The organism is Burkholderia sp. Ed8 (assembly GCF_040761425.1).
In the GTDB taxonomy this organism is placed as follows: domain Bacteria; phylum Pseudomonadota; class Gammaproteobacteria; order Burkholderiales; family Burkholderiaceae; genus Burkholderia; species Burkholderia seminalis.
The window spans coordinates 1,185,651-1,210,974 of sequence record NZ_CP142885.1 but is presented as its reverse complement, the minus strand read 5'-3'; the positions used below and the strand labels follow the sequence as shown (position 1 = coordinate 1,210,974).

General features: G+C 69.9%; 25 protein-coding genes. 15 read left to right on the top strand and 10 right to left on the bottom strand.

Features of this window, described 5'->3' with window-relative positions; genetic code table 11:
- Positions 1–45: 45 nt before the first annotated feature.
- The 3 genes from modA to VXM69_RS05710 are packed head-to-tail and all read left to right on the top strand — an operon-like array spanning position 46 to position 2,291.
- Positions 46–846, top strand: a complete 801-nt coding sequence (gene modA / locus VXM69_RS05720) for a molybdate ABC transporter substrate-binding protein (RefSeq protein ID WP_034185724.1) — start codon at positions 46–48, stop codon at positions 844–846.
- Between the two features lie 10 nt (positions 847–856).
- A complete protein-coding gene (gene modB, locus VXM69_RS05715) occupies positions 857–1,534 on the top strand; it encodes a molybdate ABC transporter permease subunit (protein WP_034185723.1) in 678 nt (225 codons plus the stop codon).
- A 55-nt stretch (positions 1,535–1,589) separates the two neighbouring features.
- Positions 1,590–2,291: a sulfate/molybdate ABC transporter ATP-binding protein gene (locus tag VXM69_RS05710; protein ID WP_034185722.1), complete on the top strand. Its 702-nt coding sequence runs from the start codon at positions 1,590–1,592 to the stop codon at positions 2,289–2,291.
- 167 nt (positions 2,292–2,458) lie between these two features.
- Here VXM69_RS05710 and VXM69_RS05705 read toward each other — a convergent pair whose 3' ends face one another.
- From VXM69_RS05705 to VXM69_RS05695, 3 genes are all read right to left on the bottom strand, one after another.
- Positions 2,459–3,295, bottom strand: coding sequence for a TOBE domain-containing protein (locus tag VXM69_RS05705; protein ID WP_200086658.1), 837 nt, complete (start codon positions 3,293–3,295; stop codon positions 2,459–2,461).
- A gap of 34 nt (positions 3,296–3,329) precedes the next feature.
- Positions 3,330–4,976 (bottom strand): CHAD domain-containing protein, encoded by a 1,647-nt coding sequence (locus VXM69_RS05700; RefSeq protein ID WP_367189136.1) that lies wholly within the window; start codon positions 4,974–4,976, stop codon positions 3,330–3,332.
- 125 nt (positions 4,977–5,101) lie between these two features.
- Complete coding sequence (locus tag VXM69_RS05695) at positions 5,102–5,485, bottom strand: tautomerase family protein (RefSeq protein ID WP_034185719.1); 384 nt, start codon at positions 5,483–5,485, stop codon at positions 5,102–5,104.
- 116 nt (positions 5,486–5,601) lie between these two features.
- Between VXM69_RS05695 and VXM69_RS05690 the strand changes: the two genes are divergently transcribed.
- The 5 genes from VXM69_RS05690 to VXM69_RS05670 all read left to right on the top strand — a co-directional run bounded on the left by VXM69_RS05690 (position 5,602) and on the right by VXM69_RS05670 (position 10,310).
- Positions 5,602–6,459: a LysR family transcriptional regulator gene (locus tag VXM69_RS05690; RefSeq protein WP_175868104.1), complete on the top strand. Its 858-nt coding sequence runs from the start codon at positions 5,602–5,604 to the stop codon at positions 6,457–6,459.
- A gap of 41 nt (positions 6,460–6,500) precedes the next feature.
- On the top strand, positions 6,501–7,424 hold the full coding sequence (locus tag VXM69_RS05685; RefSeq protein WP_059558428.1) for a DMT family transporter: 924 nt from the start codon (positions 6,501–6,503) through the stop codon (positions 7,422–7,424).
- 67 nt (positions 7,425–7,491) lie between these two features.
- Positions 7,492–8,274, top strand: coding sequence for a sensor histidine kinase (locus VXM69_RS05680; protein WP_367189135.1), 783 nt, complete (start codon positions 7,492–7,494; stop codon positions 8,272–8,274).
- A 76-nt stretch (positions 8,275–8,350) separates the two neighbouring features.
- On the top strand, positions 8,351–9,694 hold the full coding sequence (locus VXM69_RS05675; RefSeq protein WP_034185715.1) for a hemolysin family protein: 1,344 nt from the start codon (positions 8,351–8,353) through the stop codon (positions 9,692–9,694).
- Positions 9,695–9,716: 22 nt separating this feature from the next.
- A complete protein-coding gene (locus VXM69_RS05670; protein WP_367189134.1) occupies positions 9,717–10,310 on the top strand; it encodes a thiamine phosphate synthase in 594 nt (197 codons plus the stop codon).
- Positions 10,311–10,380: 70 nt separating this feature from the next.
- Here the strand turns inward: VXM69_RS05670 and VXM69_RS05665 are convergent, their stop codons facing one another.
- A complete protein-coding gene (locus VXM69_RS05665) occupies positions 10,381–12,033 on the bottom strand; it encodes a DUF3459 domain-containing protein (protein WP_200086684.1) in 1,653 nt (550 codons plus the stop codon).
- A gap of 306 nt (positions 12,034–12,339) precedes the next feature.
- Between VXM69_RS05665 and VXM69_RS05660 the strand changes: the two genes are divergently transcribed.
- Complete coding sequence (locus tag VXM69_RS05660) at positions 12,340–13,047, top strand: class I SAM-dependent methyltransferase (RefSeq protein ID WP_059558432.1); 708 nt, start codon at positions 12,340–12,342, stop codon at positions 13,045–13,047.
- Positions 13,048–13,132: 85 nt separating this feature from the next.
- Positions 13,133–13,801: a glutathione S-transferase gene (locus VXM69_RS05655; RefSeq protein WP_367189133.1), complete on the top strand. Its 669-nt coding sequence runs from the start codon at positions 13,133–13,135 to the stop codon at positions 13,799–13,801.
- 6 nt (positions 13,802–13,807) lie between these two features.
- On the opposite strand, the gene VXM69_RS05650 is transcribed toward VXM69_RS05655, so the two are convergent.
- Positions 13,808–14,461, bottom strand: coding sequence for a DUF1345 domain-containing protein (locus tag VXM69_RS05650; protein WP_034185712.1), 654 nt, complete (start codon positions 14,459–14,461; stop codon positions 13,808–13,810).
- 137 nt (positions 14,462–14,598) lie between these two features.
- On the opposite strand from VXM69_RS05650, the gene VXM69_RS05645 reads away from it, so the two are divergent.
- Positions 14,599–15,330 (top strand): metallophosphoesterase, encoded by a 732-nt coding sequence (locus VXM69_RS05645; RefSeq protein ID WP_034185711.1) that lies wholly within the window; start codon positions 14,599–14,601, stop codon positions 15,328–15,330.
- A 45-nt stretch (positions 15,331–15,375) separates the two neighbouring features.
- On the opposite strand, the gene VXM69_RS05640 is transcribed toward VXM69_RS05645, so the two are convergent.
- Together VXM69_RS05640 and VXM69_RS05635 are read right to left on the bottom strand one after the other, a co-directional pair.
- The gene (locus tag VXM69_RS05640) at positions 15,376–16,071 is read right to left on the bottom strand and encodes an RES family NAD+ phosphorylase (RefSeq protein WP_080287698.1); all 696 of its coding nucleotides are present in this window, start codon (positions 16,069–16,071) and stop codon (positions 15,376–15,378) included.
- A gap of 2 nt (positions 16,072–16,073) precedes the next feature.
- Entirely contained in the window at positions 16,074–16,493 is a 420-nt protein-coding gene (locus VXM69_RS05635; protein ID WP_367189132.1) for an antitoxin Xre/MbcA/ParS toxin-binding domain-containing protein, read from the bottom strand.
- Positions 16,494–16,727: 234 nt separating this feature from the next.
- On the opposite strand from VXM69_RS05635, the gene VXM69_RS05630 reads away from it, so the two are divergent.
- On the top strand, positions 16,728–17,510 hold the full coding sequence (locus tag VXM69_RS05630) for an ABC transporter substrate-binding protein (protein ID WP_034185708.1): 783 nt from the start codon (positions 16,728–16,730) through the stop codon (positions 17,508–17,510).
- 1,024 nt (positions 17,511–18,534) lie between these two features.
- Here VXM69_RS05630 and VXM69_RS05625 read toward each other — a convergent pair.
- Entirely contained in the window at positions 18,535–20,016 is a 1,482-nt protein-coding gene (locus tag VXM69_RS05625; RefSeq protein ID WP_034185707.1) for a sigma-54 dependent transcriptional regulator, read from the bottom strand.
- 433 nt (positions 20,017–20,449) lie between these two features.
- On the bottom strand, positions 20,450–21,367 hold the full coding sequence (locus VXM69_RS05620) for a metal-dependent hydrolase (protein WP_034185970.1): 918 nt from the start codon (positions 21,365–21,367) through the stop codon (positions 20,450–20,452).
- Between the two features lie 583 nt (positions 21,368–21,950).
- On the opposite strand from VXM69_RS05620, the gene VXM69_RS05615 reads away from it, so the two are divergent.
- The 3 genes from VXM69_RS05615 to VXM69_RS05605 all read left to right on the top strand — a co-directional run bounded on the left by VXM69_RS05615 (position 21,951) and on the right by VXM69_RS05605 (position 24,657).
- Positions 21,951–22,292: an FKBP-type peptidyl-prolyl cis-trans isomerase gene (locus tag VXM69_RS05615; RefSeq protein ID WP_034185706.1), complete on the top strand. Its 342-nt coding sequence runs from the start codon at positions 21,951–21,953 to the stop codon at positions 22,290–22,292.
- 25 nt (positions 22,293–22,317) lie between these two features.
- Positions 22,318–23,091, top strand: a complete 774-nt coding sequence (locus tag VXM69_RS05610) for an AraC family transcriptional regulator (protein WP_367189131.1) — start codon at positions 22,318–22,320, stop codon at positions 23,089–23,091.
- 126 nt (positions 23,092–23,217) lie between these two features.
- Positions 23,218–24,657 carry an MFS transporter gene (locus VXM69_RS05605; RefSeq protein WP_367189130.1) on the top strand — a complete coding sequence of 480 codons (1,440 nt, stop codon included), beginning with the start codon at positions 23,218–23,220 and terminating at the stop codon, positions 24,655–24,657.
- A gap of 144 nt (positions 24,658–24,801) precedes the next feature.
- Here the strand turns inward: VXM69_RS05605 and VXM69_RS05600 are convergent, their stop codons facing one another.
- A complete protein-coding gene (locus VXM69_RS05600) occupies positions 24,802–25,272 on the bottom strand; it encodes a winged helix-turn-helix transcriptional regulator (protein WP_367189129.1) in 471 nt (156 codons plus the stop codon).
- Positions 25,273–25,324: the final 52 nt, after the last annotated feature.

Here is a 25,324-nt window from a genome sequence, read left to right as displayed (position 1 = left end):
CTATATTACGATTACGGTTTCCACCCATTCAAAAACGAATCCGCCATGCGCCCGACCGTCCGTCCGCTTCGCCGCACCCTGCTCCGCCTGCTGCCGATCGCCACGCTTGCCGCCGCCGGCATCGCGTTCAGCGCGCCCGCTTCCGCCGCCGACGAACTGGTCGTATCGGCGGCCGCCAGCCTGACGAATGCATTCAAGGCCGTCGGCGAGGCGTACGAGAAGCAACACCCGGACACCAAGGTGCTGTTCAACTTCGGCGCGTCGGACGTGTTGATGCAGCAGATCGCCAAGGGGGCGCCGGCCGACGTGTTTGCGTCGGCCGACCAGAAGGCGATGGATCGCGCGGTGGACGAAAAGGTGATCGCGCCCGGCACGCGCCGCGATTTCGCGGCGAACTCGCTCGTGCTGATCGTGCCGGCGGACAGCCGCACGGCGGCACCGGCGTCGCTGAACGACCTGACGGCCCCCGGCGTGAAGCGCATCGCGTACGGCGACCCGGCATCGGTGCCGGTCGGCCGCTACACCGAAGGCGCGTTGCGCGCGGCCGGCGTGTGGGACGCCGTCAGCGCGAAGGGCGTACTGGCCGCCAACGTGCGCCAGAGCCTCGACTACGTCGCGCGCGGCGAGGTCGACGCGGGCTTCGTGTTCGGCACGGACGCCGCGATCATGCCGGGCCGCGTGAAGGTCGCGCTGACGGTGCCGACCAGGACGGCCATCACCTACCCGATCGCCGTGGTGAAGGACAGCCGGCACGCCGCGCAGGCGCAGTCGTTCATCGACTTCGTCGCGTCGCCGCAGGGCCAGGCCGTGCTGTCGACGTTCGGCTTCAAGCCCGCGGGCAAGTGAGCGGCGCGCGATGCAAGACGCCTGGGTACCGCTGCTGCTGTCGCTGAAGGTTGCCGGCTGGGCAACCGCGCTCGACATCGTGCTCGGCGTCGCGGCCGCGTTCGTGCTCGCGCGCTGGCGCTCGCCGCTGCGCGATGTCGTCGATTCCATCCTGACGCTGCCGCTCGTGCTGCCGCCGACGGTACTCGGCTATTACCTGCTCGTGCTGCTCGGCCGGCGCGGCGTGTTCGGCGCGTGGCTCGACGATCTCGGCATCGAGCTGGTCTTCACGTGGCAAGGCGCGGTGATCGCGTCGATGGTCGTCGCGTTTCCGCTGATCCTGAAGTCGGCACGCGCCGCGTTCGAGGGTGTCGATCCGCATCTCGAGCGCGCCGCGCGCACGCTCGGGCTCGGCGAGGTCGCGGTGTTCTTCCGCGTGACGCTGCCGCTTGCCACGCGCGGCATTCTCGCGGGCGCGCTGCTCGCGTTCGCACGCGCGCTCGGCGAGTTCGGCGCGACGCTGATGATCGCGGGCAACCTGCCCGGCCGCACGCAGACACTGTCGGTCGCCATCTACGCGGCCGTGCAGGCCGGCGACGACCACACGGCCAACTTCCTCGTGCTCGTGACGTCGATCACCTGCATGCTCGTGCTGCTCGCGACCGGCTGGCTCGTGCCGTCGCGCGCCCGACGGAGCCAGCCGACATGAAGCGCATGCGCCGTCCGTCTCGCTCCGCGGCCCGATCGTTGCGGCGGAGGCCCGCATGAGCCTCGTCGTCGATATCCGCAAGACCTACGCAAACGCCGAGCGCCGCTTCACGCTCGACGTGTCGTTCACCGCGACGACGCAGCGCGTCGTGCTGTTCGGGCCGTCCGGCGCGGGCAAGAGCATGACGCTGCAGGCGATCGCCGGACTGCTGTCGCCCGACGAAGGCGCGATCACGCTGAACGGCGAGGCGCTGTTCGACGCCGCGCGCCGCATCGACGTGCCGACCCGCGACCGCCGCGTCGCCTACCTGTTCCAGGACTACGCGCTGTTTCCGCATCTGAACGTGCGCCAGAACATCGCGTTCGGGCTCACGTCGGGGCTGCGCAATCCGCGCGCGAAGACGGTGCCGCCCGAGGTCGCGTACTGGCTGCGCGCGTTCGACCTGGAAACGCTCGCGGGGCAGTATCCGTCGCAGCTGTCGGGCGGGCAGAAGCAGCGCGTCGCGCTGGCGCGCGCGCTGGTCGCGCAGCCGCGGATCCTGCTGCTCGACGAGCCGTTCGCGGCGCTCGACGGCGCGATGCGCCAGCGCATGCGCCACGAGCTCGCCGAGCTGCAGGCGCGGCTCGATATCCCGATGGTGCTGATCTCGCACGACCCCGACGACGTCGCCGCATTCGGCGACCAGGTCGTGCAGTTGAGCGAAGGACGCGTGCAGGCGGCCCCGCCGCACGCCGGGTGGCCGACGCGCGTCAGCTGAGCGCGCGAGGCCGTGGTCGCGGCAGGCGGGTGGGCGCCTGAGAGAAGCCGCGCGGCGCGGCACCGGCTGAAAACGGAAACGAAGTCGGTGCCGTGCACGTGCCGTGCGACGCCGGCTTCGCCCCGTCCGTCGCGCGATCTTCGACGCGCGCCGCCCGAGCCGCTGCGTCAGCCCGTCACCGCGAGAATCACGCTCGACGCCTTGAACAGCGCGATCGCCGGCCGGCCCGCGTCGAGTTGCAGCGCCGCGACGCTGTCGTGGGTGACAACCGCCGTCAGCGTCCCGCCACCGTCGAGCGCCAGCGTCACCTCGCTGTTCACCGCACCCGCCACGACGGCTTCCACGCGGCCCCTCAGCTGGTTGCGCGCGGACACCTTCAGGTCGGGCCCGTCATCGTCCACCGCCAGCACGACCCACGACGCCTTCACCAGTGCGCAGGCCTCCGCGCCTTCGCGCAGGCCGAGCGCCTCGGCGCTTTCGTGCGTGAGCACGGCAACGACCGGCTGCCCGCCGGGCAGCGTCAGCGTCACCTCGTCGTTGACCGTGCCGCGCACGATCGACGCAACCTTGCCGAACAACTGGTTGCGCGCGCTGGTCTTCATCCCGATCCGGCCGATCAGCGCCCAGTCGACGTCGAAACCGGCGACGGCCGCGCTCGCGGCCTCGATGAAGCGGCGATGCTCGCGCTCGATCGTGCGGAACGCGGCGATCAGCGACGTCGCGCGCGGCGTCAGCGTCGTGCCGCCGCCGCCCTTGCCGCCCGTCGAACGCGCGACGAGCGGTTCGCCGGCAAGATTGTTCATTGTGTCGACCGCATCCCACGCGGCCTTGTAGCTAAGGCCGACGGCCTTCGCCGCTCGCGTGATCGAACCGGTGTCGCCGATCGCCGCGAGCAGCGCGATGCGCGTTGCGCCGCCGAGCGTCTGCTCGCCGGCGCGCAGCCACAGCTCGCCGCCCAGTTCGAGCGGTTCGGCGGATGGGGAAGCGTGCGGTGCGTCGGTCATCGGGCGGCGTATGGGAAACGGGCGGTCATTATAGTCAGCGCGCCGCTCGGCCCGGCTTGCCGTCGAGCTTCGGCGGCCGCAGGCCGGCCAGCAGCGCCTCGGCGTCGCGCGCCGCGCGCTGTTCGAGCGCCGCGCCATAGCCGCGCACGAAACCGAGCTGGTACGGCGGCGCGCCCAGTTGCTCGAGGTGATGCAGCGCGACCATCGCGTCGTTCGCTTCACCGAGCACGCTCTGCACGCGCGTGAGCGTCTTGACCGTTTCGCTGCGCGTGCGGCGCGACGCCAGCGACGCGAAGAATTCGAGCGCATAGCGCAGCCGCTTCGCGTCGATCCGCACCTGGTGGCGCGCGGCCGTATCGAGCGACGTGAGCGACGGCGACGCATAGAGATGGCCGAACAGCCGGCGCACGCGCTTGGCCGCATGCCGCCGCAGCGGCGGCGCATCGCCGCCCTCGGCTGCCGGCAGCGCGAGCGTGCTCAGCCATTCGAGCCAGCCGAGCGTCAGCCGCGCGTAGCGGGCCGAATGCAACGCCTGACGCAGCTCGACACGCGCGGTCGTCGACTGCGCGCGTGCCGCGTCGAGCGTGCCGTCCCAGTCGCCGTCGCCGCCGTCGGCCGCGATCAGCGCGGGCAGGCTTTCGGTCGAAAACACGTCCCAGTCGCGCACCGTGCCGAGCAGCCCGGCGAGCCAGCGCAGGTCAACGCCGAGCGTGTCGCGCCACTGGCGGTCGGCAAAACGCGGGAAGAAGCGCATCAGCGTGCGCAGGCGGCGCAGCGCGACGCGCATCTGGTGGACGAATTCGGGATCGTCGCGCTCGAGCACGCCGCCCTCGTTGCCGAGCCACTGCGCGGTGATGTCGCCGGACAGCGCGAACAGCGCGGCGCGTTGCGTGCGGATGCCGGTCAGGTCGACCGGTTGCGCCTTGACCAGCCCGCCGGCCACCGGGCCGCCCGCGCAGGCGCGGTCGATCACGCTCGTCAGTTGCACGAAGGCGGGCCACGCGCCGCTCAGCTCGCGCGCCGCGGCAAACAACGCGTGCAGCGCGGCCGTGCGCGCGGCGACGGTTTCCCAGTCGGGTGCGGCAAGCCGCAACTCGACGTAGCGGCGCGGCGGCTCGCCGCCGCCGGACAGCGTGATGTCGTCGAGCGTCATCTCGACCACGACGCCGCTGTCGTCGGCCCACCGCCCGCGTCGCCGTTCGCTGACGAGGCGCAGCGCCGGCGCATCGGGCTGCTCGCCCGCCGCCGGGGGCGCGGCAGCGTCAGGCGCGACGCCGTCGACTTCGTCCGTCGGTGCATCGGCATCGGCGGCGGCCGTCGCCACGGGTACGGGCAGCGGCATCGCGACGACGATGCCCGCATGTTCCGCGTCGAACAGTTCGCGCGCGGTGACGCCGGGCGCGAACGCCTTCGTGCGCGACGCGACGACACGCCTGCCGTGCGCGTTCGATTCGACCCAGGTCCACCAGTTGGCGCCGGGGCTCGCCTCGGCCTCCTCGATCCGGCACGGCTCGATCGTCACGCGTTCGTGGCCGCGCCGCATCCGCACCTGCGGGCAGATCCGCCACGCACGCACGAGCTCGGCGCCGAAGTCGCGCTGCGTGCCGCGGGCGCGACCCGCGGGCTTGACCGGCCACCCTTCCAGCGACAGCGACAACACGATTTCCAGCACACGCGACATGAAGGCTCCTGCACAAGAAGAATCGCCGGCGCATCGACCGCGCCGGCGTCGCCCGTGAAGCAGCTTCCATAGTACACGCCGTCAAATCGTGCCGGCGGCGATCTGGCCCTGTCGCCTGTCGGATATCAAACGGCGTATTGCGCGAGGCCGTTGCCGAACGACCAGTCCTCCTTCAGCACCTCGACGAGACTGATGAATACGTCCTGCTGGCGCACGCCGGGCTGCTGCGAGAGGTTCTCTGCGATCGTCCGGTACAGCGCCCGCTTCTGCTCGAGGGTGCGCGTGTTGTTCGCGGTGATCTGGATCATCACGAGATCGTCGCTACGCTCGATGTCGAGGTAATGGCGGCCGTACACGAAGTTCTCGGCCGCATGCTCGGTCACGACCATGAAGATGTCGTCCTCGGGCACGTTGAAGGTCTGCATCAGCGCGCGATGCACGCCGTCGACGAGCGCCGCGCGGTAGGCGGCCGGTTTGCCTTCGCGTACGGCGATACGGGTGAATGGCATGGTCCTGCTCCTGTCGGTGAAGTTGACGTGGAAGAAACGGAAACACGACATCAGGTTAGGTGCGCCGAACTATAATGAACAGTCATTGACGGATATTTCATTCATTTACACTTGAAATGAAAGTACTCGATCTCGATGCGGTCCGTGCATTCGTGCTGGTCGCCGATCTCGCCAGCTTCACGCGCGCCGCCGATGCGCTCGGCACCACGCAATCGGCCGTCAGCCTGAAGCTGAAGCGCCTGGAGGCCCACCTCGGCAAGCCGCTGCTCGCGCGCACGCCGCGCGTCGTCAAGCTGGCGGCCGACGGCGAGAACTTCCTGCCGGCCGCCCGCGCGCTGCTCGACGCGCACGAGCACGCGCTCGGCGCGATTTCGGCCGGTACGTATCGCCTGTCGCTCGGCGTCAGCGAGCACGTCGCGGTGCCCGACCTGCCGGCGGTGCTCACGAGCCTGCACCGGCAGGACCCCGGGCTGTCGCTGGAAATGCATCTCGGGACGTCGACGAACCTGCTCGCGCAATACGACGAACGCCGGCTCGACGCGGCGATCGTGCGGCACGAGCCGGGCGAGGATCCGCCGCGCGAAGACGGCACGCTGCTGTTCACCGAACCGCTGGCCTGGCTCGCCGCACCGGACTGGGCACCGCGCGCGGGCGAGCCGCTGCCGCTCGCGGTGCTGGCCGGCCCGTGCGGCGTGCGGGCCGCCGCGCTGCGCGCGCTCGACCGTGCGGCGCGGCCGTGGCGCGAACGCTTCATCGGCGGCGGCGTCGCGGCGGTCACGGCGGCGGCCGCGGCCGGGCTCGCCGTCTGCCCGCTCGCGCGGCGCGTCGCACCGCGCACGCTGGTCGACGTCGGCGCGAAATTCGGGCTGCCGCCGCTGCCGCAATCGCAGGTCGTGCTGTATTCGCGCGTACGCGACGCCCGGGCCGCGGCCGCGCTGCACCGGTTCGCCGACAGCCTTGCAATCTCGGCGTAAACTAGCGGGTTTCGCCGTCCGCAATCTCCAGAAGAATTCCGATGAAGCCCGAAGCCCGCCAGCACCTCCGCGCCAACCTGCTGATGCTCGCCGCCGCCGCGATCTGGGGCTCGGCTTTCGTCGCGCAGCGGCTGAGCCTCGACGTGATCGGGCCGTTCCTGTTCACCGGGCTGCGCTTCCTGCTCGGCGCGCTGGTGCTGGTGCCGCTGCTGATGCTCAACGCGGCGTCGCGCGCGCAGTGCGCGGCGATCCGCCGCGAACCGGCGTTGCTGCTGCCGGGCGTCGTGCTCGGCGGGCTGCTGGCGGTATCGATCTCGCTGCAGCAATTCGGCCTGCAATACACGCGAATCGCCAACGCCGGCTTCATCAGCTCGCTGTACGTCGTGATCGTGCCGCTGATGGGCGTGTTCGCGCGCCACCGGATCGGCGCGGGCACGTGGTTCGGCGCGCTGCTCGCGGCGATCGGCCTGTATTTCCTCAGCATCGACGAGCATTTCTCGGTGCTCTACGGCGACTGGTTCCAGCTCGCGGGCGCCGTCATCATCGCCGCGCACGTGATGGCCGTCGGCCATCTCGCGAAACGGCACGATCCGCTCGTGCTCGCGTTCCTGCAGTTCCTCGTGTGCGGCATCGCGTGCCTCGCGGTCGGCGTCGCCGTCGAGCCGGTCAGCGTCGCGATGCTGCGCGGCGCGCTGCCGACGCTGCTGTACGGCGGGCTGCTGTCGGTCGGCGTCGGTTATACGCTGCAGGTCGTCGCGCAGCGCGACGCGGCGCCCGCGCACGCGGCCGTGATCTTCAGCATGGAAGGCGTGTTCGCGGCGCTCGCCGGCTGGGCCGCGCTCGGCGAAACGCTGACGCTGCGCGCGCTCGTCGGCTGCGCGCTGATGCTGGCCGGCCTGCTCGCCTGCCAGTTGCTGCCGAACGGCGACGCCCGGAAAAAGGACGAGGACGCGCTGCCGGCGTGACACGCACCGTCCCTATAATGGCGATTCGCGTGACTTCCACGCCAACCGTTTCCGACAGGCCAGCTCCGTGACGTCCACTTCCGTCGATCCCGCCGCCGACCTGCTGCGCGAACGCGCAGCGCATTACGCCGCCCAGGCGGCGCTGTTCCTGCGCGATCAGGCGCTCTCCACCGCGTCGCATGACCTGCGCAGCCCGCTCAACGCGATGCACAGCTGGGCGTACGTGCTCGAGCGCCAGCTCGCCAATGCCGATCCAAACCTGCAGCGCGCGCTCGCGGGCATCCGCACGGGCATCGACCAGCAGGTTGCGCTGATCGACGACGTGCTCGACGCGCCGCGCGCGGAAACCCGCACGCTCGCCCTCGAGCCGCGGCCGTTCGCGCTGCGCGCGCTGCTCGACGACACGCTCGCGCTCGTACGCGCGACACTCGCCGACGCGCGGCAGGTCGCGCTCGACGCGACGCTGCCGGACGACGGCGCGCCGTCGCTGTCCGCCGACCGCGAGCGCATCGCGCAGGCGCTGTGGACGATGCTGACGACCGCCGTCGAAGCCAGCGCCGCCGGCTCACGCGTGACGTTCGAATGCGCGCGCGACGGCGCCCGGTTCACCGCGCGCGCCGCCTGCACCGTGAATGCCGCCGCCCTCGCCGATCCCGCGCAACCGCACGCGTTCGAGGCGTTCGCCCGGCGCGAGATGCTGCGCGAGCGCGACGCGAAGCGGGTCGCATGGACCCTCGCGCTGTGCCAGCGCGTCGCGCTCGCGCACGGCGGCACGTTCTCGCATACCGCGTTCGCCGACGGTGCGGCGGCCACCCTCACCTTCTCCGTCCCCTGCGAGGCGCCGGTGTAAGTATTCGGCCGTCCAGTACATTACAAATTCCTTTCCGGCTCTATACTGATGGGCCTGTCATAACCGGAGCGATTCTTTGTTACAGATCTTCGCGCTCATCGGCGCGTTGTTCCTGGTGGCCCTCAACGGGTTCTTCGTCGCGGCCGAATTCGGCCTCGTCAAACTGCGCGCCACGCGCGTCAAGACACTGGCCCGCAAGCACGGCCTGCGCGGGCGCATCCTCGGCATCGTGCACGGCCGCCTCGACGCGTACCTTTCCGCGTGCCAGCTCGGCATCACGCTCGCGTCGCTCGGCCTCGGCTGGGTCGGCGAACCGGCGTTCGCGCAACTGCTCGCCCCGGTGCTCGACCTGATCGGCGTGCAGTCCGAACGCGTCGTGCACCTGATCTCGCTGATATTCGCGTTCTCGCTGATCTCGTTCCTGCATATCGTCGTCGGCGAGCTTGCGCCGAAATCGATGGCGATCCGCCAGTCCGAGAAGGTCGGCCTGTGGGTCGCGCTGCCGCTGTATGCGTTCTACTGGGCGATGTATCCGGCGATCTGGGTGCTCAACTCCAGCGCCAACGCGGTGCTGCGGCTCGCCGGGCTGTCGGCCGACCACGGCAGCGACGCGCACTACTCGACCGACGAGCTGAAGCTGATCCTGCGCAGCCGCCGCAGCACGGCCGGCAATGCCGCCCAACCGGCGCGCGGCACGTACAGCGACGACGAGTGGAACACGCTCGCGCATTCGCTCGATTTCTCGTCGATGACCGTGTCGGACCTGATGCGGCCGGCCCATGAAATGATCGGCCTGCGGCGCGACCTGCCGCTGCCCGACAACATGGAGATCGTCGCGCGGCACCGCTTCAGCCGCTATCCGCTGTTCGAGGATGCGTCGCGCGAACAGGTGAGCGGGCTGATCCACCTGAAGGACCTGCTGCTCGCGCGTCATGCCGGCGCCGCGCTCGAAGACCTGTCCGACTACGTGCGCCCCGTGCAGTACGTGCGGCCCGACACGCCGGCGCTCGACCTGTTCCGCCGCTTCCGCAAGGGCGCGCCGCACTTCGCGCTGGTCGGCAACAAGGGCGAGAAGCCGATCGGCTTCCTGACGCTCGACAACCTGCTCGGCGCGCTGGTCGGCCAGATCCACGACGAGTTCCGCCAGGGCGATGCCGACTGGAGCCGCCTCGACGACGGCACGCTGATGGGCAAGGGCAGCCTGCCCGTCGTGTCGCTCGAGCAGGCGCTCGGCATCGATATCGACGAAGGCCGCGCGGAATCGGTCGGCGGCCTCGTGATCCAGGCGTTGAGCGACCTGCCGACCGAAGGGCAACGCGTGTCGTTCGACCGCTTCGACGTGGTCGTGAAGAAAATGAACGGGCCGCGCATCGTGCTCGTGCGCGTCTATCCGAAGGTCGCGAAAGAGGCCGACGAATGATGGCCCTACAGTGCCGCACGCGATGAACGGCACGGCCGCGCCGCTGCCGCGCTGCTGCGTGATCACGCCGGAACCGGCGTCCGCGTCGGCGGCCGATTGCGCGGCGTTCCTCGACCGGCTGTCGGCCGTGCTCGCGCGCGGCGAAACGCTCGTGCAACTGCGCGTGAAGTCGCTCGATGCGGCCGCGTTCGCGCCACTCGCCGCCGCCGCGCTCGCGCGCTGCGACGCCGCCGGCGCGCAGCTGATGCTCAACGGGCCGATCGATGCAGCCGGCGTGATGCGGCTCGACGGCGCCGGCTGGCATCTCGACGGCACCGCGTTGCGCGCCGCCGCGCAGCGGCCGCTGCCGGCCGGACGATGGGTGTCCGCCGCCTGTCACACGCTCGACGATCTGCTGCTTGCCGCCCGCATCGGCGCGGATTTCGTCACGCTGTCGCCGGTGTTGCCGACGCTCAGCCACCCCGGCGCGGCAACGCTCGGCTGGGCGCGGTTCGATGCGCTGGCCGCGCAGGCCACGATGCCCGTTTTCGCGCTCGGCGGGATGACGCGCACGCATCTCGACGACGCGCGCCGCCACGGCGCCTACGGCATCGCGGGCATTCGCGGGTTCTGGTAAGTCCGGGATCGCCTGCCGCGCAGCCGGGTGCGCATGCGCCCGGCCTTCCAACCCTCACGCCGTCATCCGCTCATGCGTTCAGGTTCGGACGCATGCCGCGCCACGAACCGTCGTCGATACGCCGCGCGTCGTGCGTCAGCGCATAGTGGTTGACGTCGCCCGTGAGCCACGCAACGAGCGAATATGGCGGCAATTCCCCTTCATCGACGCGGTCGCGCGCACGTGCCGGCGTCTCGAACACGACGCGCCCTCGCGGCGCGTGGAACCGCACCGCGTCGGGCGACAGGTTCAATGCGATCGTCAGCGTCTCGTCGTCGGCGAGCCGCCACGACGCGAGCAGCGCGTCGGCATCGCCGTCGCCGTCCGCCTTCAGCGCATGCGCGTCCTGCGGCCGGCAATCGGACAACCGCGGCGCGATCAGCTTCGCGCGCACCGCGAGCGCCGACTGCACGACATGCGCACGATCGGCGTCGCGCGCGGTTTCATCGAAGATCAGCGGAATCTGCGGCGTGAGCAGCGACAGCGCGAGCGCCGCGAGGCCGGACGCCTGCGCGGGGTCGCCCGGGCCGCCGTCGCGCCACGCCCCATCGGACAGCACGAGCGACGTCAGGGCCAGCCCGCTGTCGGCCGCGATGCCCTCTCCCGACGCGGCCGGCTGGAACGCCGCGCCGGCCGCGGTCAGCGCACGCGCGAGCGTGTGGATCGACTGGCGCGCGGAAATGCCTTCGCGGGCCGACGGATCGCGCCCCGTCAGACGGTGCAGCGCGCGTTCGCCGCAGCCGTTCCACTGCGCATCGAAATGGGTATCGGCGAGGTGCGCGGGATGCCGCTCGCTGCCGAGCACGAGATGGATGAGCCGGTCGGCCGGCACGGCCGCGCGCACGCGGTCCGCAATCTCGCGCAGCCACGACACGCCGATCCGGTCGGCCTCGCGCAGGCGCAGCCCGTCGCAACGGTATTCGTCGATCCAGTACAGCGCGTTGTCGCAGAAGAAATCGCAGACTTCCGGATGATCGAGCGCCAGCGGCGCGGCCTGCAGCGGATCGTCGCGCGTATGGAAGAACGGCGCAGCGTAGTGGCGCAGCGCATCGGTGCCGCTGCCGAAGCGCGCGTAGTCGAGTTCCAGCAGCACCGCGAGCCCGTAGCCGTGCGCGTCGTCGATCAGCGCCTTCAGCGCGTCGGGGCCGCCTTCGGCCGCGAGCGGCGCGAACGGCAGGCTGTCGTGCGGCGACGCGAGCAGCTCCAGCGCGGTCACGCCGAGCCGCGCGAGCCGCGGCAGGCGGCGGCGCACGCCGTCGAAACCGCCCACCGCATGCGGCCGGATCGCGTAGAGCGCGATGTCTTCCCATGCACGCCCGCGCCAGAACGTGTTGCGCCACGTGAACGCGCGCGGATCGACGACCTCGCTCGGGCCGTTGAGCCCGTCGGGTTGCGAGCGCGACGCGGGATCGGGAATCGACACGGCATCGTCGAGGCGATAGCGGTAACGCGTACCCGCACCGCAGTCGGCGAAGACTTCGAACCAGTGCGGGCCGGCGGCCGCCATCGGCACGAGCGTCGGGTCGGAGCCGGAATCGAGTTCGAGTTGAACCTGCGTACTGCCCGGCGCCCACACGCGGAAATGCGTGCGCGGTGTCGCGCAGAGCGCGCCACAGGGCTGGGCGCCAAACGGCAAGCAATGAATGTAGTGCTGCGCGTACGGATCGTGCGGACAATCGGACATCATGCGCTCCTCGTGCGTGCCGAGCGGCATGGCCGCGCCCGTGGCGCGGCGCATCGGGGCCCGGCATGCGACGGCCAGGCGGGGGAGAGCACCGAGTATGCGCCGGATTCGCCATCGCGATATACGCTGATCAGACATTTTTAAATGCGAATCGACCCTGCGAAAACGGGCTGGCGGGCCTGGGCCCGCAAGCCGGGTAGTCGGCATACCGGAATGTCTGCCCGCCTTGTTGCGCGGGCCGCGCGCCCCTACGCTCCACGTCATGCTCGCGGACCCGTCGTCCGCCCTCGACCCCAGGAGCCCGCCATGTCGCTTCCCGCCAGTGCCGCGAAATTCGATCCCTCGCGCGCGCAGGACTATGCCGCGCAATCGCGCATCGCGCTCGCCGGCTACGATGCGTGTCACGAACTCACCGCCTGCATGCTCGCGTCGACGATCGGGGCGACCGATGCGCGGATCCTCGTCGCGGGCGCGGGCGGCACGGGCCAGGAAATCTGCGTGGCCGCCGCGCTCGAACCGGGCTGGCAATTCACGGCCGTCGACCCGTCCGCGCCGATGCTGGCGCTTGCGCGTTCGAACGTCGAGGCCGCGGGCTTCGGGTCGCGCACGGCATTCGTCGAGGACGGCGTCGATGCACTGCCCGATGCCCCCGCATTCGACGGCGCCACGCTGATCGGCGTGCTGCATCACGTGCCGGGGGACGCGGCGAAGGCCGCGTTGCTGCACGCGATCGCGCGGCGCCTGAAACCCGGCGCGCCGCTCGTGCTGGCCGGCAACCATCGCCGTTACGCGGACCACCCTCGCTTGCTCGACGCGTGGCAGCAGCGCTGGCGCATGAAGGGCGCCACGCCCGACGCCGTGCGCGTGCAACTCGCGAAGATCCTGCAGGGCGCCGATCCGCCGGCCACCGAAGAAGCCGTGTTCGACCTGCTGCGCGATGCGGGCTTCGATGCGCCGCTGCGCTTTTTCGCGAGCCTGTTCTGGGGCGCGTGGGTCGCGGTGCGGCGCGCATAGCGGTTCGGCACGGCGTGCGACCGGATGCGCGTGCGTGCCGCGCGCGCTGGGTATGATGTCGGTTCCGTCCCCTTCCGGCCTTGACATGCTCACCGTCCATCACCTGAACAACTCGCGCTCGCAGCGCGTGCTCTGGCTGCTCGAAGAACTGGATGTACCGTACGAAATCGTGCGCTACGCGCGCGATCCGAAAACGATGCTCGCGCCGCCCGAACTGCGCGCGATCCATCCGCTCGGCAAGTCGCCGGTCGTCACCGACGACGGCCGCACGTTCGCCGAATCGGGTGCGATCATCGAGTACCTCGCCGAACGCTACGGCAAAGGGCGTCTCGCGCCGCCGCCCGGCACGCCCGAGCGGCACGACTACACGTACTGGCTGCACTACGCGGAAGGGTCGGCGATGCCGCCGCTGCTGCTCAAGCTCGTCGCCTGGCGGATCGCCCAGGCACCGATGCCGTTCTTCGCGCGGCCGATCGCACGCAAGATCGCCGACACGCTGCAGTCGGGCTTCGTCGATCCGCAGATCGCGCTGCATCTCGGCCATGTCGACGGCGCGCTGCAACGCACCGGCTGGTTCGTCGGCGACAGCTTCAGCGCGGCCGACATCCAGATGAGCTTCCCGCTCGAAGCCGCGACCGCACGCGGCGGCGGCAACCGGTATCCCGCGATCGCGCGCTTCCTCGACGCGATCCACGCACGGCCGGCGTACCAGCGGGCGCTGGAGCGCGGCGGCCCGTACGACCTGCTCAAGTAAGCGGCGTCAGCTCAGCAGGCCGGCCGCGACGTTGATCGACAGCCCGAGCACGGCCATGTTGAAGTAGAACGACAGGATCGACTGCGCGAGCACCGAGCGCCGCGCGGAACGGTTCGCGAGCGACACGTCGGCCGTTTGCGACGCGACCGCGATCGTGAACGCGAAATACAGAAAATCCCAGTAATCGGGCTCGGGGTTGCGGTCCGGAAAGCGCAGCGCGCGATCGTTGCCCGGCGAACCGTAATAGAGCCGCGCGTAGTGCAGCGTGAAGATCGTCGGAATCAGGAACCACGCGCCGAACAGCGTCGCAGCCGTGATCGCGTAGTGACTGAGCCCCGCGCTGAAGCCCACGCTCTTGGCCGTGGCCAGTTCGATCGCGATCGCGGCGACGCTCGCGACGGTCGCGGAGCACACGACGGTCAGCACGGTCGTCGCGTTTTCGTCTTCGCGGATCGCGACTTCGCGCACCTTGTGATGGTGCGCGGTGACCATGCGCACCCACATCAGCACGAGATACAGCCAGATCGCGCAATCCCAGCCGATCAGCGCACGCACGGCCGGGCGCAGCGCAAACGGCAGCAGCACCGCGCACAGCACGCCTGCGACGAATGCCGCGACCATGCGCGGCCGGTTGCGTAATACCTGCGGATAAAGCGTCATCGTGTGATTCCGAAAGCGGATGGAAAGGATTCGAACGGCGCGCGGGACGGCCCGTTGCGCCTCGGGTGGGTGCCGTGCCCCGATTATCGCCATTCCCTCGTGACGTGGCGATGGGCAGGAGCGCCTAAGATGAGGGGATGACCGCCACCGCCCCCCTCTGCTGCCACCCCGCGAACGCCGCCGGCCGCGACTTCGTCGTCGGCGACCTGCACGGGTGTGTGGACGTGCTGCGCGCGCTGCTGCACGACATCCGCTTCGATCCGGCCCGCGACCGCCTGTTCTCGGTCGGCGACCTGGTCGATCGCGGCCCGGCCTCCGAAACCGCGCTCGACCTGCTCGACCGCCCGTGGTGCCATGTCGTGCGCGGCAACCACGAGGAAGTGCTGAGCCTCGTGTCGCGCGGCAAGCTGTCGCCCGATGCGTGGCGCGGAATCGGCGGCGACTGGGGCGCCGACCTGCCGCCGGAGCGGCTGCACGCGCATGCGGCGCGCGTCGACGCACTGCCGCTGGTGCGCGTGATCGGCGACGGCCCCGGGCGCTTCAACGTGCTGCATGCGGAATTCTTCGGCTCGGACGCCGACCTCGATGCCGGCAGCTACTCGCACGACGTGCGCGAGCGGTTGATCTGGGGCCGCGATCTCGTCCAGGGGCTCGCCGATCCGGCGCGGCAGGCGGGGCTGTCGCTGACCTGCACCGGGCATACGCCCGTGCGTGCGCCGCAGCGGATCGGTGCGCAATGGTTCATCGACACGGGTGCGTTCGCACCGTCCGGTCGGCTCACGCTCGCCGAGCCGCGTACCGGCGGCACGTGGTCGATGACGCAGGCCGAGGCGCGCGAGCGCCATGCGGGCGACTGGCCGTTGCCGTAACGCGTTCGCGCCTTAGTGCCGGAACGGCTCGCGAAACGGCGAACGCTAGCCGACCTGGTTCAGCTCGAACACCGCGTCGACAACCGAGCCGTTCCAGTTGTATTCGAGATAGGCCGCGTGATGGCAATCGCGCAGCAGCGCGGTGCGAAACGCGGCCAGGCATTCGCCGCGCGGGTCGCGCACCGACGGATAGACGATCCCCGCACCGCCCGCGTTGCGCACCGCGCGGCCGAACGCCTGCCCCGCGCCGTAGTCGAGCGGATGCAGCAAGGCCGGATCGCGCTGCGGCCACGTGCGCACGTCGACCACGCTGCCTTGCGCGATCACCGTGTAGAGCCGCATCTGCTGGCGCATCGGCGGCTCCTTCGTCGCGGCCAGGAACAGCGCGCTGTGGTAGCGCGTTTCGGCGATCGCCGTATCGCGTGAACGGGTGCAGTAGAACACGCCGTAGCTGCCGTCGGAAAAGCGGCTGCCCTGCGGATTCAGGTGCGTGAAGGCGGCCATGATCGGCCCCCAGCCCAGCCCGTAGCGGCGCTCGGCGGGCGGCACGAGATCAAGTGCACCGATTTCGTTGCGGATGCGGTCGTTGGTCAGCGATTCGAGCGCGTACAGCGCGTCGAAATCGTCCGCCGATGCCACGCGGTCGAACAGGTTGATCGCCGGGAAACGGGTGGGGATGACTCGGTAGGCAGGCACCCAGTCGACCGTGGTCGTGGGCCATTGTTGTGTCTCGATCGGCATCGTCACGCCCAGCCACCTCGCATCGCGTCGAGATATTGCCGGACGGCGACCAGATCGCCGACGTTGCCGGCGAGCATCCGGTCGAGTGCGCGCTTGCCGCCGAACGGCGCCGCGTCGTTGGGCCGCTTGACCCATGCGTCGGCCGCGGCGGGCTGCGGCAACAGGATCTGCAGCGCCTTGTAGATGCCGAGCAGCAGCGACAGTCGCTCGAGCGTGTCGCGCGGCAGCCGCGCCGATGCCGGCGCGGCCTTCCACTTGAAGAACGTCGAACGGCCGGGCGATCCGAGCAGCACGATCTGCTCGTCGATCGTCAGTTCCCAGTCGCGCGCGATGTTGAAAAACGCACGCAGGCCGGCCGCCGACATCTGCGCGACCGAGGCCTGCGGCGGGGCGGAATGCGAATCGTAGGCGGGCTGTGACATGATCGTTAGTCTCGAAACGAATTTACTAACAAGATTAGTCCATTTTCGCATTTTTGCAAGGGTCGACACCCGTCGACCGGCGATGGTTTGAGACGAAACGATATTTTTTGTCCATTCTGGACTCTTATTTTATTTTCTGCGTTAATGGCCGTGCGGACACCGCGCCCGGACGCGGCCCGTATCCGTAAGAACCGTGTCGCACAGAACCCGGAAGCACCCGCCAAGGAACGCACCATGAAGAGACTGATTGCCGCTGTTTCGATCGCCCTGCTCGCGGTATCCGCAGGCCCCGCCGTCGCGAAGGACTGGACCACGATCCGCTTCGGCACCGACGCCAGCTATGCGCCGTTCGAGTCGAAGGCGCCCGACGGCAAGCTCGTCGGCTTCGACATCGACCTCGGCAACGAGATCTGCGCGCGCCTGAAGGCAAAGTGCGTGTGGCTCGAGAACGATTTCGACGGGATGATCCCGGCGCTGAAGGCGAAGAAGTTCGACGCGGTGCTGTCGTCGATGTCGATCACGCCGCAGCGCGCGGAGCAGATCGGCTTCACGACCAAGATCTACAACCAGCCGACGCGGCTCGTCGTGAAGAAGGGCTCGCCGCTGCTGCCGACGGCCGAATCGCTGAAGGGCAAGTCTATCGGCGTCGAGCAGGGCACGACGCAGGAGACGTATGCGAAGGCGTACTGGGGCAAGCAAGGCGCGAACGTCGTGTCGTACCAGAACCAGGACGGCGTGTACGCAGACCTGACGTCGGGCCGCCTCGACGCGGCGCTCCAGGATGAAGTGCAGGCCGCGATCGGGTTCCTGAAATCGCCGCGCGGCGCGAACTACACGTTCGTCGGGCCCGAACTCGTCGACGAGAAAGTGCTCGGCATCGGCGCCGGCATCGGGCTGCGCAAGGAAGACACCGACCTGAAGGCGAAGATCGATCGCGCGATCGCCGACATGGTCAAGGACGGCACCTACAAGCGGCTCGCGTCGAAGTACTTCGACTTCGACATCTACGGCGGCTGAAACGGCGTCGCGCGCGTACGGGTACCACTTCCCGTCGCGCGCGTCCGACCGCCCCTCCCCTTTAACCGGATGGCAACGGCACCGCGCGGCTCGCCGTTGCATCGAATGCTGCTCGTCTTGCGTCGCGTGCGCGGCGCGTCACCTCGCACATCGTTCGGATTGCAGATCGATTGATCAAGGAACGACCGGCCACGCGAACGGATGCGGTGCTGCGCGAATCAATAGGCGAAGATCGGGCGCCGCGGTATCGGCGCCCGTGCGCACATGCCCATGCGACTCGGGTTGGCGTGCAGGAAAGTACCGACCCGGCGCGGATGACCGGCAACCAGCCGGATCCGCCTCGCCCCGGGCGCGGAGAGATGGCCTGTCGACGCATGCCGGCCGGCTGCAAGTGCGACGTTCGACCGGCGATGCCCCGCATCACTGCGATCGCGGCCTGCCGGCCGCGGCGTGTGGCGATCGTTCATTTTTCTACCCCGTTTGCAGTGTGATGTTTATTCCGGCAACCGGACCCTGCCGGTGCCCCGACGATCGGCCGAAGACGTTCCGTGCCCGCCGGAACGCGGCTGCCGTGCCGCGCTCCGCCGCCGCATCCCCGCGGAGTGCGTCCAGGCCGCTGGAACCGGCCGGACCTCGCGTCGTCGACTGTCGCACGACACTCTTCGCAAGGAGCGGGCCAGCCGCGCGCGCGCCTGTCCGGGCAAGGGTTTGGCGCGGCCGACAGGCAACCGGAACGGGGGCGGATGGGCGGAAGTTGCGAATCTGAAACATGCGGCGCGCGGCACGCGTCGGACCGGTCGCGGCCCACCCTTGCGGGATAAGGCTGAACAATGGAGCGCGGCGTTTTTACCGACACGTGCCGGCCCGTTCAGCCCGGTTTCCCGCGAGAATTCGCCCGGTTGCCGAGGCGAAATGTTTCATGCGCTTTACATGCCCGTCGGCGGGACGAATCGGCAAGTGCCGAACGGACGATCGCCCGGCGGCACGCGACAATCGCTACGTGCGTGCGGCACCGGCGCCGGCCTCAGCCGACCCGCTGATGCCCCGCGTCGCCGGACGGCGCGCCGTCGTGCCCGCCGTTGTCGCCGTTTCCGCCGTTGTTGTCGTGATCGTTCAGCCCGTGCTCGATCATCATCCGGTAGAGCGTCACGCGCGAGATGCCGAGTTCGGCCGCAGCCTTGTTGATCCGGTGATCGTTGCGCAGCAGCGCATTCTCGATCGCGGTGCGCTCGGCGAGCGCCCTCGCCTGTTCGAGCGTCACGGGCTCGGTTTCGCCGGGTGTGTCGAGCCCGAGATCGTGCGGCGTCAGCAGCCGGCTCTCGGCCATCACGATCGCGCGCCGCACACGGTTGATCAGCTCGCGCACGTTGCCGGGCCATTCGTAGCGACGCATCGCATCGAGCGCGGCCGATGTGAAGCCGCTGATCTTGCGACCGCTGTCGGACTTGAATTTCTGCAGCACGTAGTGCGCGAGGATATCGATGTCCTTGCCGCGCGCGCGCAGCGGCGGCTCGTGGATGCGCAGCACGCACAGCCGGTGATAGAGATCCGCGCGGAAGCGCCCGGCCTCGACCGCACCGTCGAGATCCACGTGCGTGGCCGAGATGATCCGCACGTCGACCGCGATCGATTCCTGCCCGCCGAGCCGCTCGATCTTCCCTTCCTGCAGGAAGCGCAGCAGGCTTGCCTGGCTTTCGACCGGCATGTCGCCGATCTCGTCGAGAAACAGCGTGCCGCCGTTCGCCGATTCGATCCGGCCCGCGCGCCGCTGGTTCGCGCCGGTGAATGCGCCGCGCTCGTAGCCGAACAGTTCAGACTGCAGCAGGTGATGCGGAATCGCACCGCAATTGATCGCGACGAATGGCCCCTTGCCGCGGCCGGAGCGCTCGTGAATCGCGAGCGCCGTCAACTCCTTGCCGGTGCCCGACTCGCCCGAGATGAACACGCTCGCATCGGTCTTCGCGACCTTGCGGATCGTGCTGAACAGCTGCTGCATCGCCTCGCAGTTGCCGATCATCCCGTGTTCGCCGATCGACGCCGCGTAGGCCGCGCCATCGACGCGATCGAGCGCGGCCATCCCGCGAGCATGACCGAGCACGTGCGAAATCCACTCGTAGGGCAGCGGCAGCGTGACGTAGTCGAAACAATAGCTGCGGATCAGTTCGCGCACGGCAGGGCTGATCGTGATGCCGGCCTGCGCGATGGATATCCAGCCGATCGCCGGCTGGCTCAGGCACGCTTTCAGCGCCGGATAGTCGCGCGACGTGAAGCCCGTGAAATCGACCAGCCCGGCCGCGACGCTCATGCCGGAGGTCATGTTCTGCGCGGCGCCGGCCGTCTTCGCGACCGCGATCTCCCAGCCGAGCCCGCGCAGTTGCGCCAGCAGCGGCTCGTCGGGCGTCCGCATGATCGCGAACAGCTTGCGTCCGGCCTCGGGAGCGGTGACGGCTACATCCGTCATCTCGGGCGCCGCCTGCCCGTTTGCGTCGGGTGACCTTGCAACCATCGTTGTTCCCCGCTTGGCGTTGGTATCGTGCGCCGGCTCGCCGCCGTCTCCGACGGACCACGATTGAACCGACATATTGGCCGCATTTCCGTCCGAATAAAATCCCCCCGCGCACGAATCGCGCGCGAGGTGGGCGCCGTCATGAACGGTATATCGATGCGGCAGGCGGGCGACTAGATGGGTGTTATCCCGGTGGCGCGCGCGGCGAGACCCCGAAACAGGCGGGCGCGCCGGGCGCCGAGCCGCGCCGGTGCTGGCGCACGGCGTTTGCGTGCGATGCCGTGCAGACCGGATCGGCAGGCCGGCGCGGGTAGGCGAAAGCGGCCGGCCGGCCACGCATGCGCCCGCGCAACCGGTTCCCGTTGACTTCGGTCAATCGTCATAGGAAGCCGGTTGATGCAGGAACGCAACATGCGCCGCGCGGCGGGTCGTGTCAGCGGCCCGACGCGAGCGATGCCGGCGCGTTCGCGCGGCCGCGCCCGGCGGGCGCGCCGGCCGGTTCGCCGTAGGTGGCGGCGAGCGCGTCGACGCGCGCGAGATGGTGATGGTTGTCGTGATCCCACGGATGGAAGCCCGGCCGGAAAAAGCTCAGCCATTCGCCCGCGATGCGCGGGAACAGGCCGCGGCGCGGCCCGTACAGGAACGCGATCATCCGCAGCATGCCGCGCACGTGATGACCGGCGCCGCGATCGCGCCACAGCAGCGTCGCGTGCATCAGGAACACGGTCGGCCAGAACGTGAGCGTCGTCAGCAGATACACGCCGATGCGGATCAGATAGCGGCGCGGCCCCGGCTTCATCACGGTATTCCACACATCGAACGACACGGCCTTGTGCTCGGTTTCCTCGAGCGCATGCCAGATCCACATCTGGCGGTAGCCTTCGACCGAGCCATCCAGGCGCGTCGGGTCGCGCAGCAGCCAGTCGGCGAGCATCGCCGTGTAGTGTTCCGCCGCGACCGTATGCGCGAGCTGCACCGAGTGCGGCAGCTTGCGCTTCATGAAGGCCAGCACCGTCCAGACGCGCTTGTCGAGCTTGCGCGCGGGCAGGCGGTTCGCCTGCATCAGTTCGTTGTATTCGATGTGCTCGCGCGTGTGCATCGCCTCCTGGCCGATGAAACCGAGCACCTGCTGCTTCAGCACGGGATCGTCGATCCGGTCGCGGTAGTTGCGCACCGAATCCATGAAGAAGCGCTCGCCGGCCGGAAACAGCAGCGACAGCGCGTTGAAGAAATGGGTCACGTGCGACCCGAGGCCATGCCAGTCCTTCGCGCGTTCGACCGGCAGGTCGAAGCGCAGGTCGCGGCGCACCGGCATGATCCCGGCTGCGGTGGCGGAAGCGGCTGACTTCATGTTCATGGTTCTCCTGGTTCCGGCGCGGCGCGGCGCGTCATCCGACGCGGCCGGCGCAGGCCCGGGCGGCGCGTCCCGCGCCGCCAAAATCTTGACATCGACAAATGTAAAGATAGGCCGCCCGCACTGACACGCGCAAGCCGCGCGGTAGATGCGCGCTTCCAAACAGGGCACGGTCGAACAGGCGGAAAAAACGGCGCCCGAACGGCGTGGGGACAAGCCGCGATTCGAACGCGACGTCCGGCCGGCACGCGAGGCATGACGCCCGGCCGCGCCTGCTGTCGGCGACCTGAAAGCCCCGTCGGGCGGGCATTTCGCGGCATCGGACGGATGCCGCACGACGCACCTCGGCCCCTGCAGCCACGCCGATTCATACGCATGGCGCACCCGCGTGGTGCAACCGCGGCGAGGCGGCCCGCGCAACCATTCAAACGCGCGTTCCAATCGTGTTTCGGGCGAGCGCGGCGAGGATGGTCCATCGCCGCTCCCGCACCGCACGCCGCGCCGCGAAAACCACCCGCGCCGGCCCGCGGCGCGCTCGCCTACAATAGCGGTTTTACGCAACCCTCTTTCAGGAGAAGTCATGTCTGTCATCACGACCGAATCGGGTCTCAAATACGAAGACCTGACCGAAGGCACCGGCACGGAAGCGCAAGCCGGCAAGACCGTCAGCGTCCACTACACGGGCTGGCTGACCGACGGCCAGAAATTCGATTCGAGCAAGGACCGCAACGACCCGTTCGCGTTCGTGCTCGGCGGCGGCATGGTCATCAAGGGCTGGGACGAAGGCGTGCAGGGCATGAAGGTCGGCGGCGTGCGCCGGCTGACGATCCCGCCGCAACTCGGCTACGGCCCGCGCGGCGCAGGCGGCGTGATTCCGCCGAATGCGACGCTCGTGTTCGAAGTCGAACTGCTCGACGTCTGATCGCGCACCCGGCCGTTTCCTTCCGATGGAACGCATCGCCTCCCCCGCCATCGCGCTGCGCCGCTACGACACGTGCGAAGCGTCGGACGTGCACGACTTCCACCAGGTCGTGCTCGGCGTCGATGGCGCGATGGTGATGGCGGTGGACGGGATCGGCCAGCGCATCGACCGGCACGCGGCCTGGCTGATTCCGGCCGGCGCGCGCCACGACTACGCGGGCCTCGGCGACAATCGTCAGCTCGTGATCGACCTGCCCGCGGCATCGCTCGCGGTGCCGCAGCGGCTGTTCGACCAGGCGCGCGCCGTATCGATCGACCCGGCGCTGACGTCGCTCGTCGCGCAGGTCGCGGCCGCCGCCGTGCAACACGATGCGCCGGCCGGCGACGCACGGCACGCCGCCGCGCACCGCTTCCAGTGGCAGGCCGCCGCGCGCCTGTGCGACGCGCTGCTCGACGACGCCGGCATCGCCGCGCCCGCGTCGGGCCTCGATTTCGCGCGCATCGACCGCTGGCTGCGCGCACGGCTCGCGGAGCCGCTGCGCATCGCCGATCTCGCCGCGCACTGCGATTACGGGATGCGCCGGTTCCATCAATTGTTCGTCGAAGCTTTCGGCGAAACGCCCCATCGCTACCTGCAGCGGCTGCGGCTCGACGCGGCGGTCGTGCTGCTCGCCGACGGCCGGCATGCGCTCGTCGACATCGCGGGCATGGTCGGCTTCGCGGACCAGAGCACGTTCACGCATGCGTTCACGAAGCGCTTCGGCGTCGCGCCCGGACGCTGGCGCGGCGAACGGCACTGAACGCATCGGCCTCGCCGGACACGCCTCGACGCGCGTAGCAGGAACGACGCCGCCGCGTCGGCCTGCGTATCGACGCTTCACCTCCCGCTGAAACATCGCCCGTCCGCCGCGTCCTACGATGGACGCATGAATACGACCACCCCCGCCTCCGCTTTCCCGCCCGCGCTCGCCCGCGTCGTCGCGACCGTCAGCATCGGTTTCGTCGTCACGCAGCTCGACGTGACGATCGTCAACATCGCGCTTGCGCCTCTCGCGGCGGACCTGCATCTGCCGGTCGCCGGCCTGCAGTGGATCGTCGATGCGTACACGCTCGCGTTCGCGGTGCTGATGCTGTCGGGCGGGGCGCTCGGGGACCGCTTCGGCGCGCGCCGCCTGTACGTCGCGGGCCTCGCGCTGTTCGCACTCGCGTCGCTCGCGTGCGGCGCCGCACGCGCGCCCGCGATGCTGATCGCGGCCCGTGCGTGGCAGGGCATCGGCGCCGCGGCGATGCTGCCCAATTCGCTCGCGCTGCTGAACGACGCGTGCCGGCACGACCCGCACCTGCGCGCGCGGGCCGTCGGCGGGTGGACGGCGGCCGGGTCGGTCTCGATCGCCGCCGGCCCGGTGGTCGGCGGCCTGCTGACCGCCACGTGGGGCTGGCGCGGCATCTTCCTCGTGAACCTGCCGCTGTGCGCGGCGGGGCTTGCCGCCACGTTGGCCTGGGTGCCGGCACGCCGCGCGCAGGCCGCGCCATCGCGCCCGGTCCGCGCGCTCGACCTGCGCGGCCAGCTCATCGCGATCGCGATGCTGACCGCGCTGACCGGCGCCGTGATCGAATGGCGGCCGCTCGGCATCGCGCACCCGGTCGTTGCCGGCGGCTTCGCATTCGCGGCGCTCGCCGCGCTCGCCTTCGTCGCGATCGAATCGCGCACGGCCACGCCGATGCTGCCGCTGTCGCTGTTTCGTCATCGCACGTTCAGCGCGGCCGTGCTGTTCGGGATCTGCGTGAACCTCACGTACTACGGCACCGTATTCGTGCTGGCGCTCTACCTGCAGCGTGCGCGCGGCGAAACGGCGTTGCAGGCCGGCCTGGCGTTCCTGCCGCTGACGGGCGGCTTCCTGCTGTCGAATCTCGCGAGCGGCCGCGTCGTCGCGCGTCACGGCCCGCGACGGCCGATGCTGGCGGGCGCGCTGGTCGCCGCGCTAGGCTACGGGTCGCTGCACTTCGTCGATGCGTCGACGCCGCTCGCCGCGCTGCTCGTGCCGTTCCTGCTGATTCCGTCGGGGATGGGGTTCGCGGTGCCCGCGATGACGACGGCCGTGCTCGCGTGCGTCGCGCCCGAGCGGGCCGGCATCGCATCGGCCGTGCTGAATACCGCGCGGCAAGCCGGCGGCGCGATGGGTGTCGCGGCGTTCGGCGCGCTCGCGGGCGGCGGCGGCGCGCGGCAGGTCGTGGACGGATTGCGGATCGAAACGGCCGTATCGGTCGCATTGCTGGTCGCGGCCGCGCTGCTCGCGACGCGCGTGCGGCCCGATGCGCATCGCGGCGCGGCGCCCGTGCATCGGGCAATGCCGGCGGCCGATTGAACGCGTGTGCTCACGCGTCGCCGGGATCGCGCTGGAGCAGCCGCCGGTAACCCGCGGCATCCAGCGGACGGGTCATGGCGACGCGGCTCCGGTCAACGACGATCGCGACAGTCCAGCCGACCGGCCGCCCGCCGCGCAACGCGCTCACCGCCGGGGCGCGCCCGCTTCGTCGCCGGTCTTCTTCACGACCGTCTCGGCCGCCTTCAAGGGCCGGCCGTCCTCGTGGCGCAGCGCGAGCTTGCGGATCGCACGCCCCGTGCCGCGATCGACCAGCACCGAATGCGGCTCGCCGCGGGCGAACAGGTTCGCCTCGCCCCATTGCCGCAGCATCACGATCACCGGAAACAACCCCTCGCCCTTTTTCGTCAGCGCGTATTCCTGATACGCGGTGCCGTCCGACGCCGGCACGACGTCGAACACGCCGGCGTCCACCAGCATCTTCAGCCGATCGGACAGGATGTTGCTCGCGACGCCGAGGCTCGCGCGGAAATCGCCGAACCGGCGCACGCCGTCGAACGCATCGCGCACGATCAGCAACGCCCAGCGATCGCCGACGATATCGGTCGCCCGCGCCACCGGGCACGGCGAATCCGCAAGACTTTTCTGCCTGGCCATGTTCCTCTCCGCCCTCGTGCCGGCCGCGCGCTCGGCAGCGCCGGCCATCCGT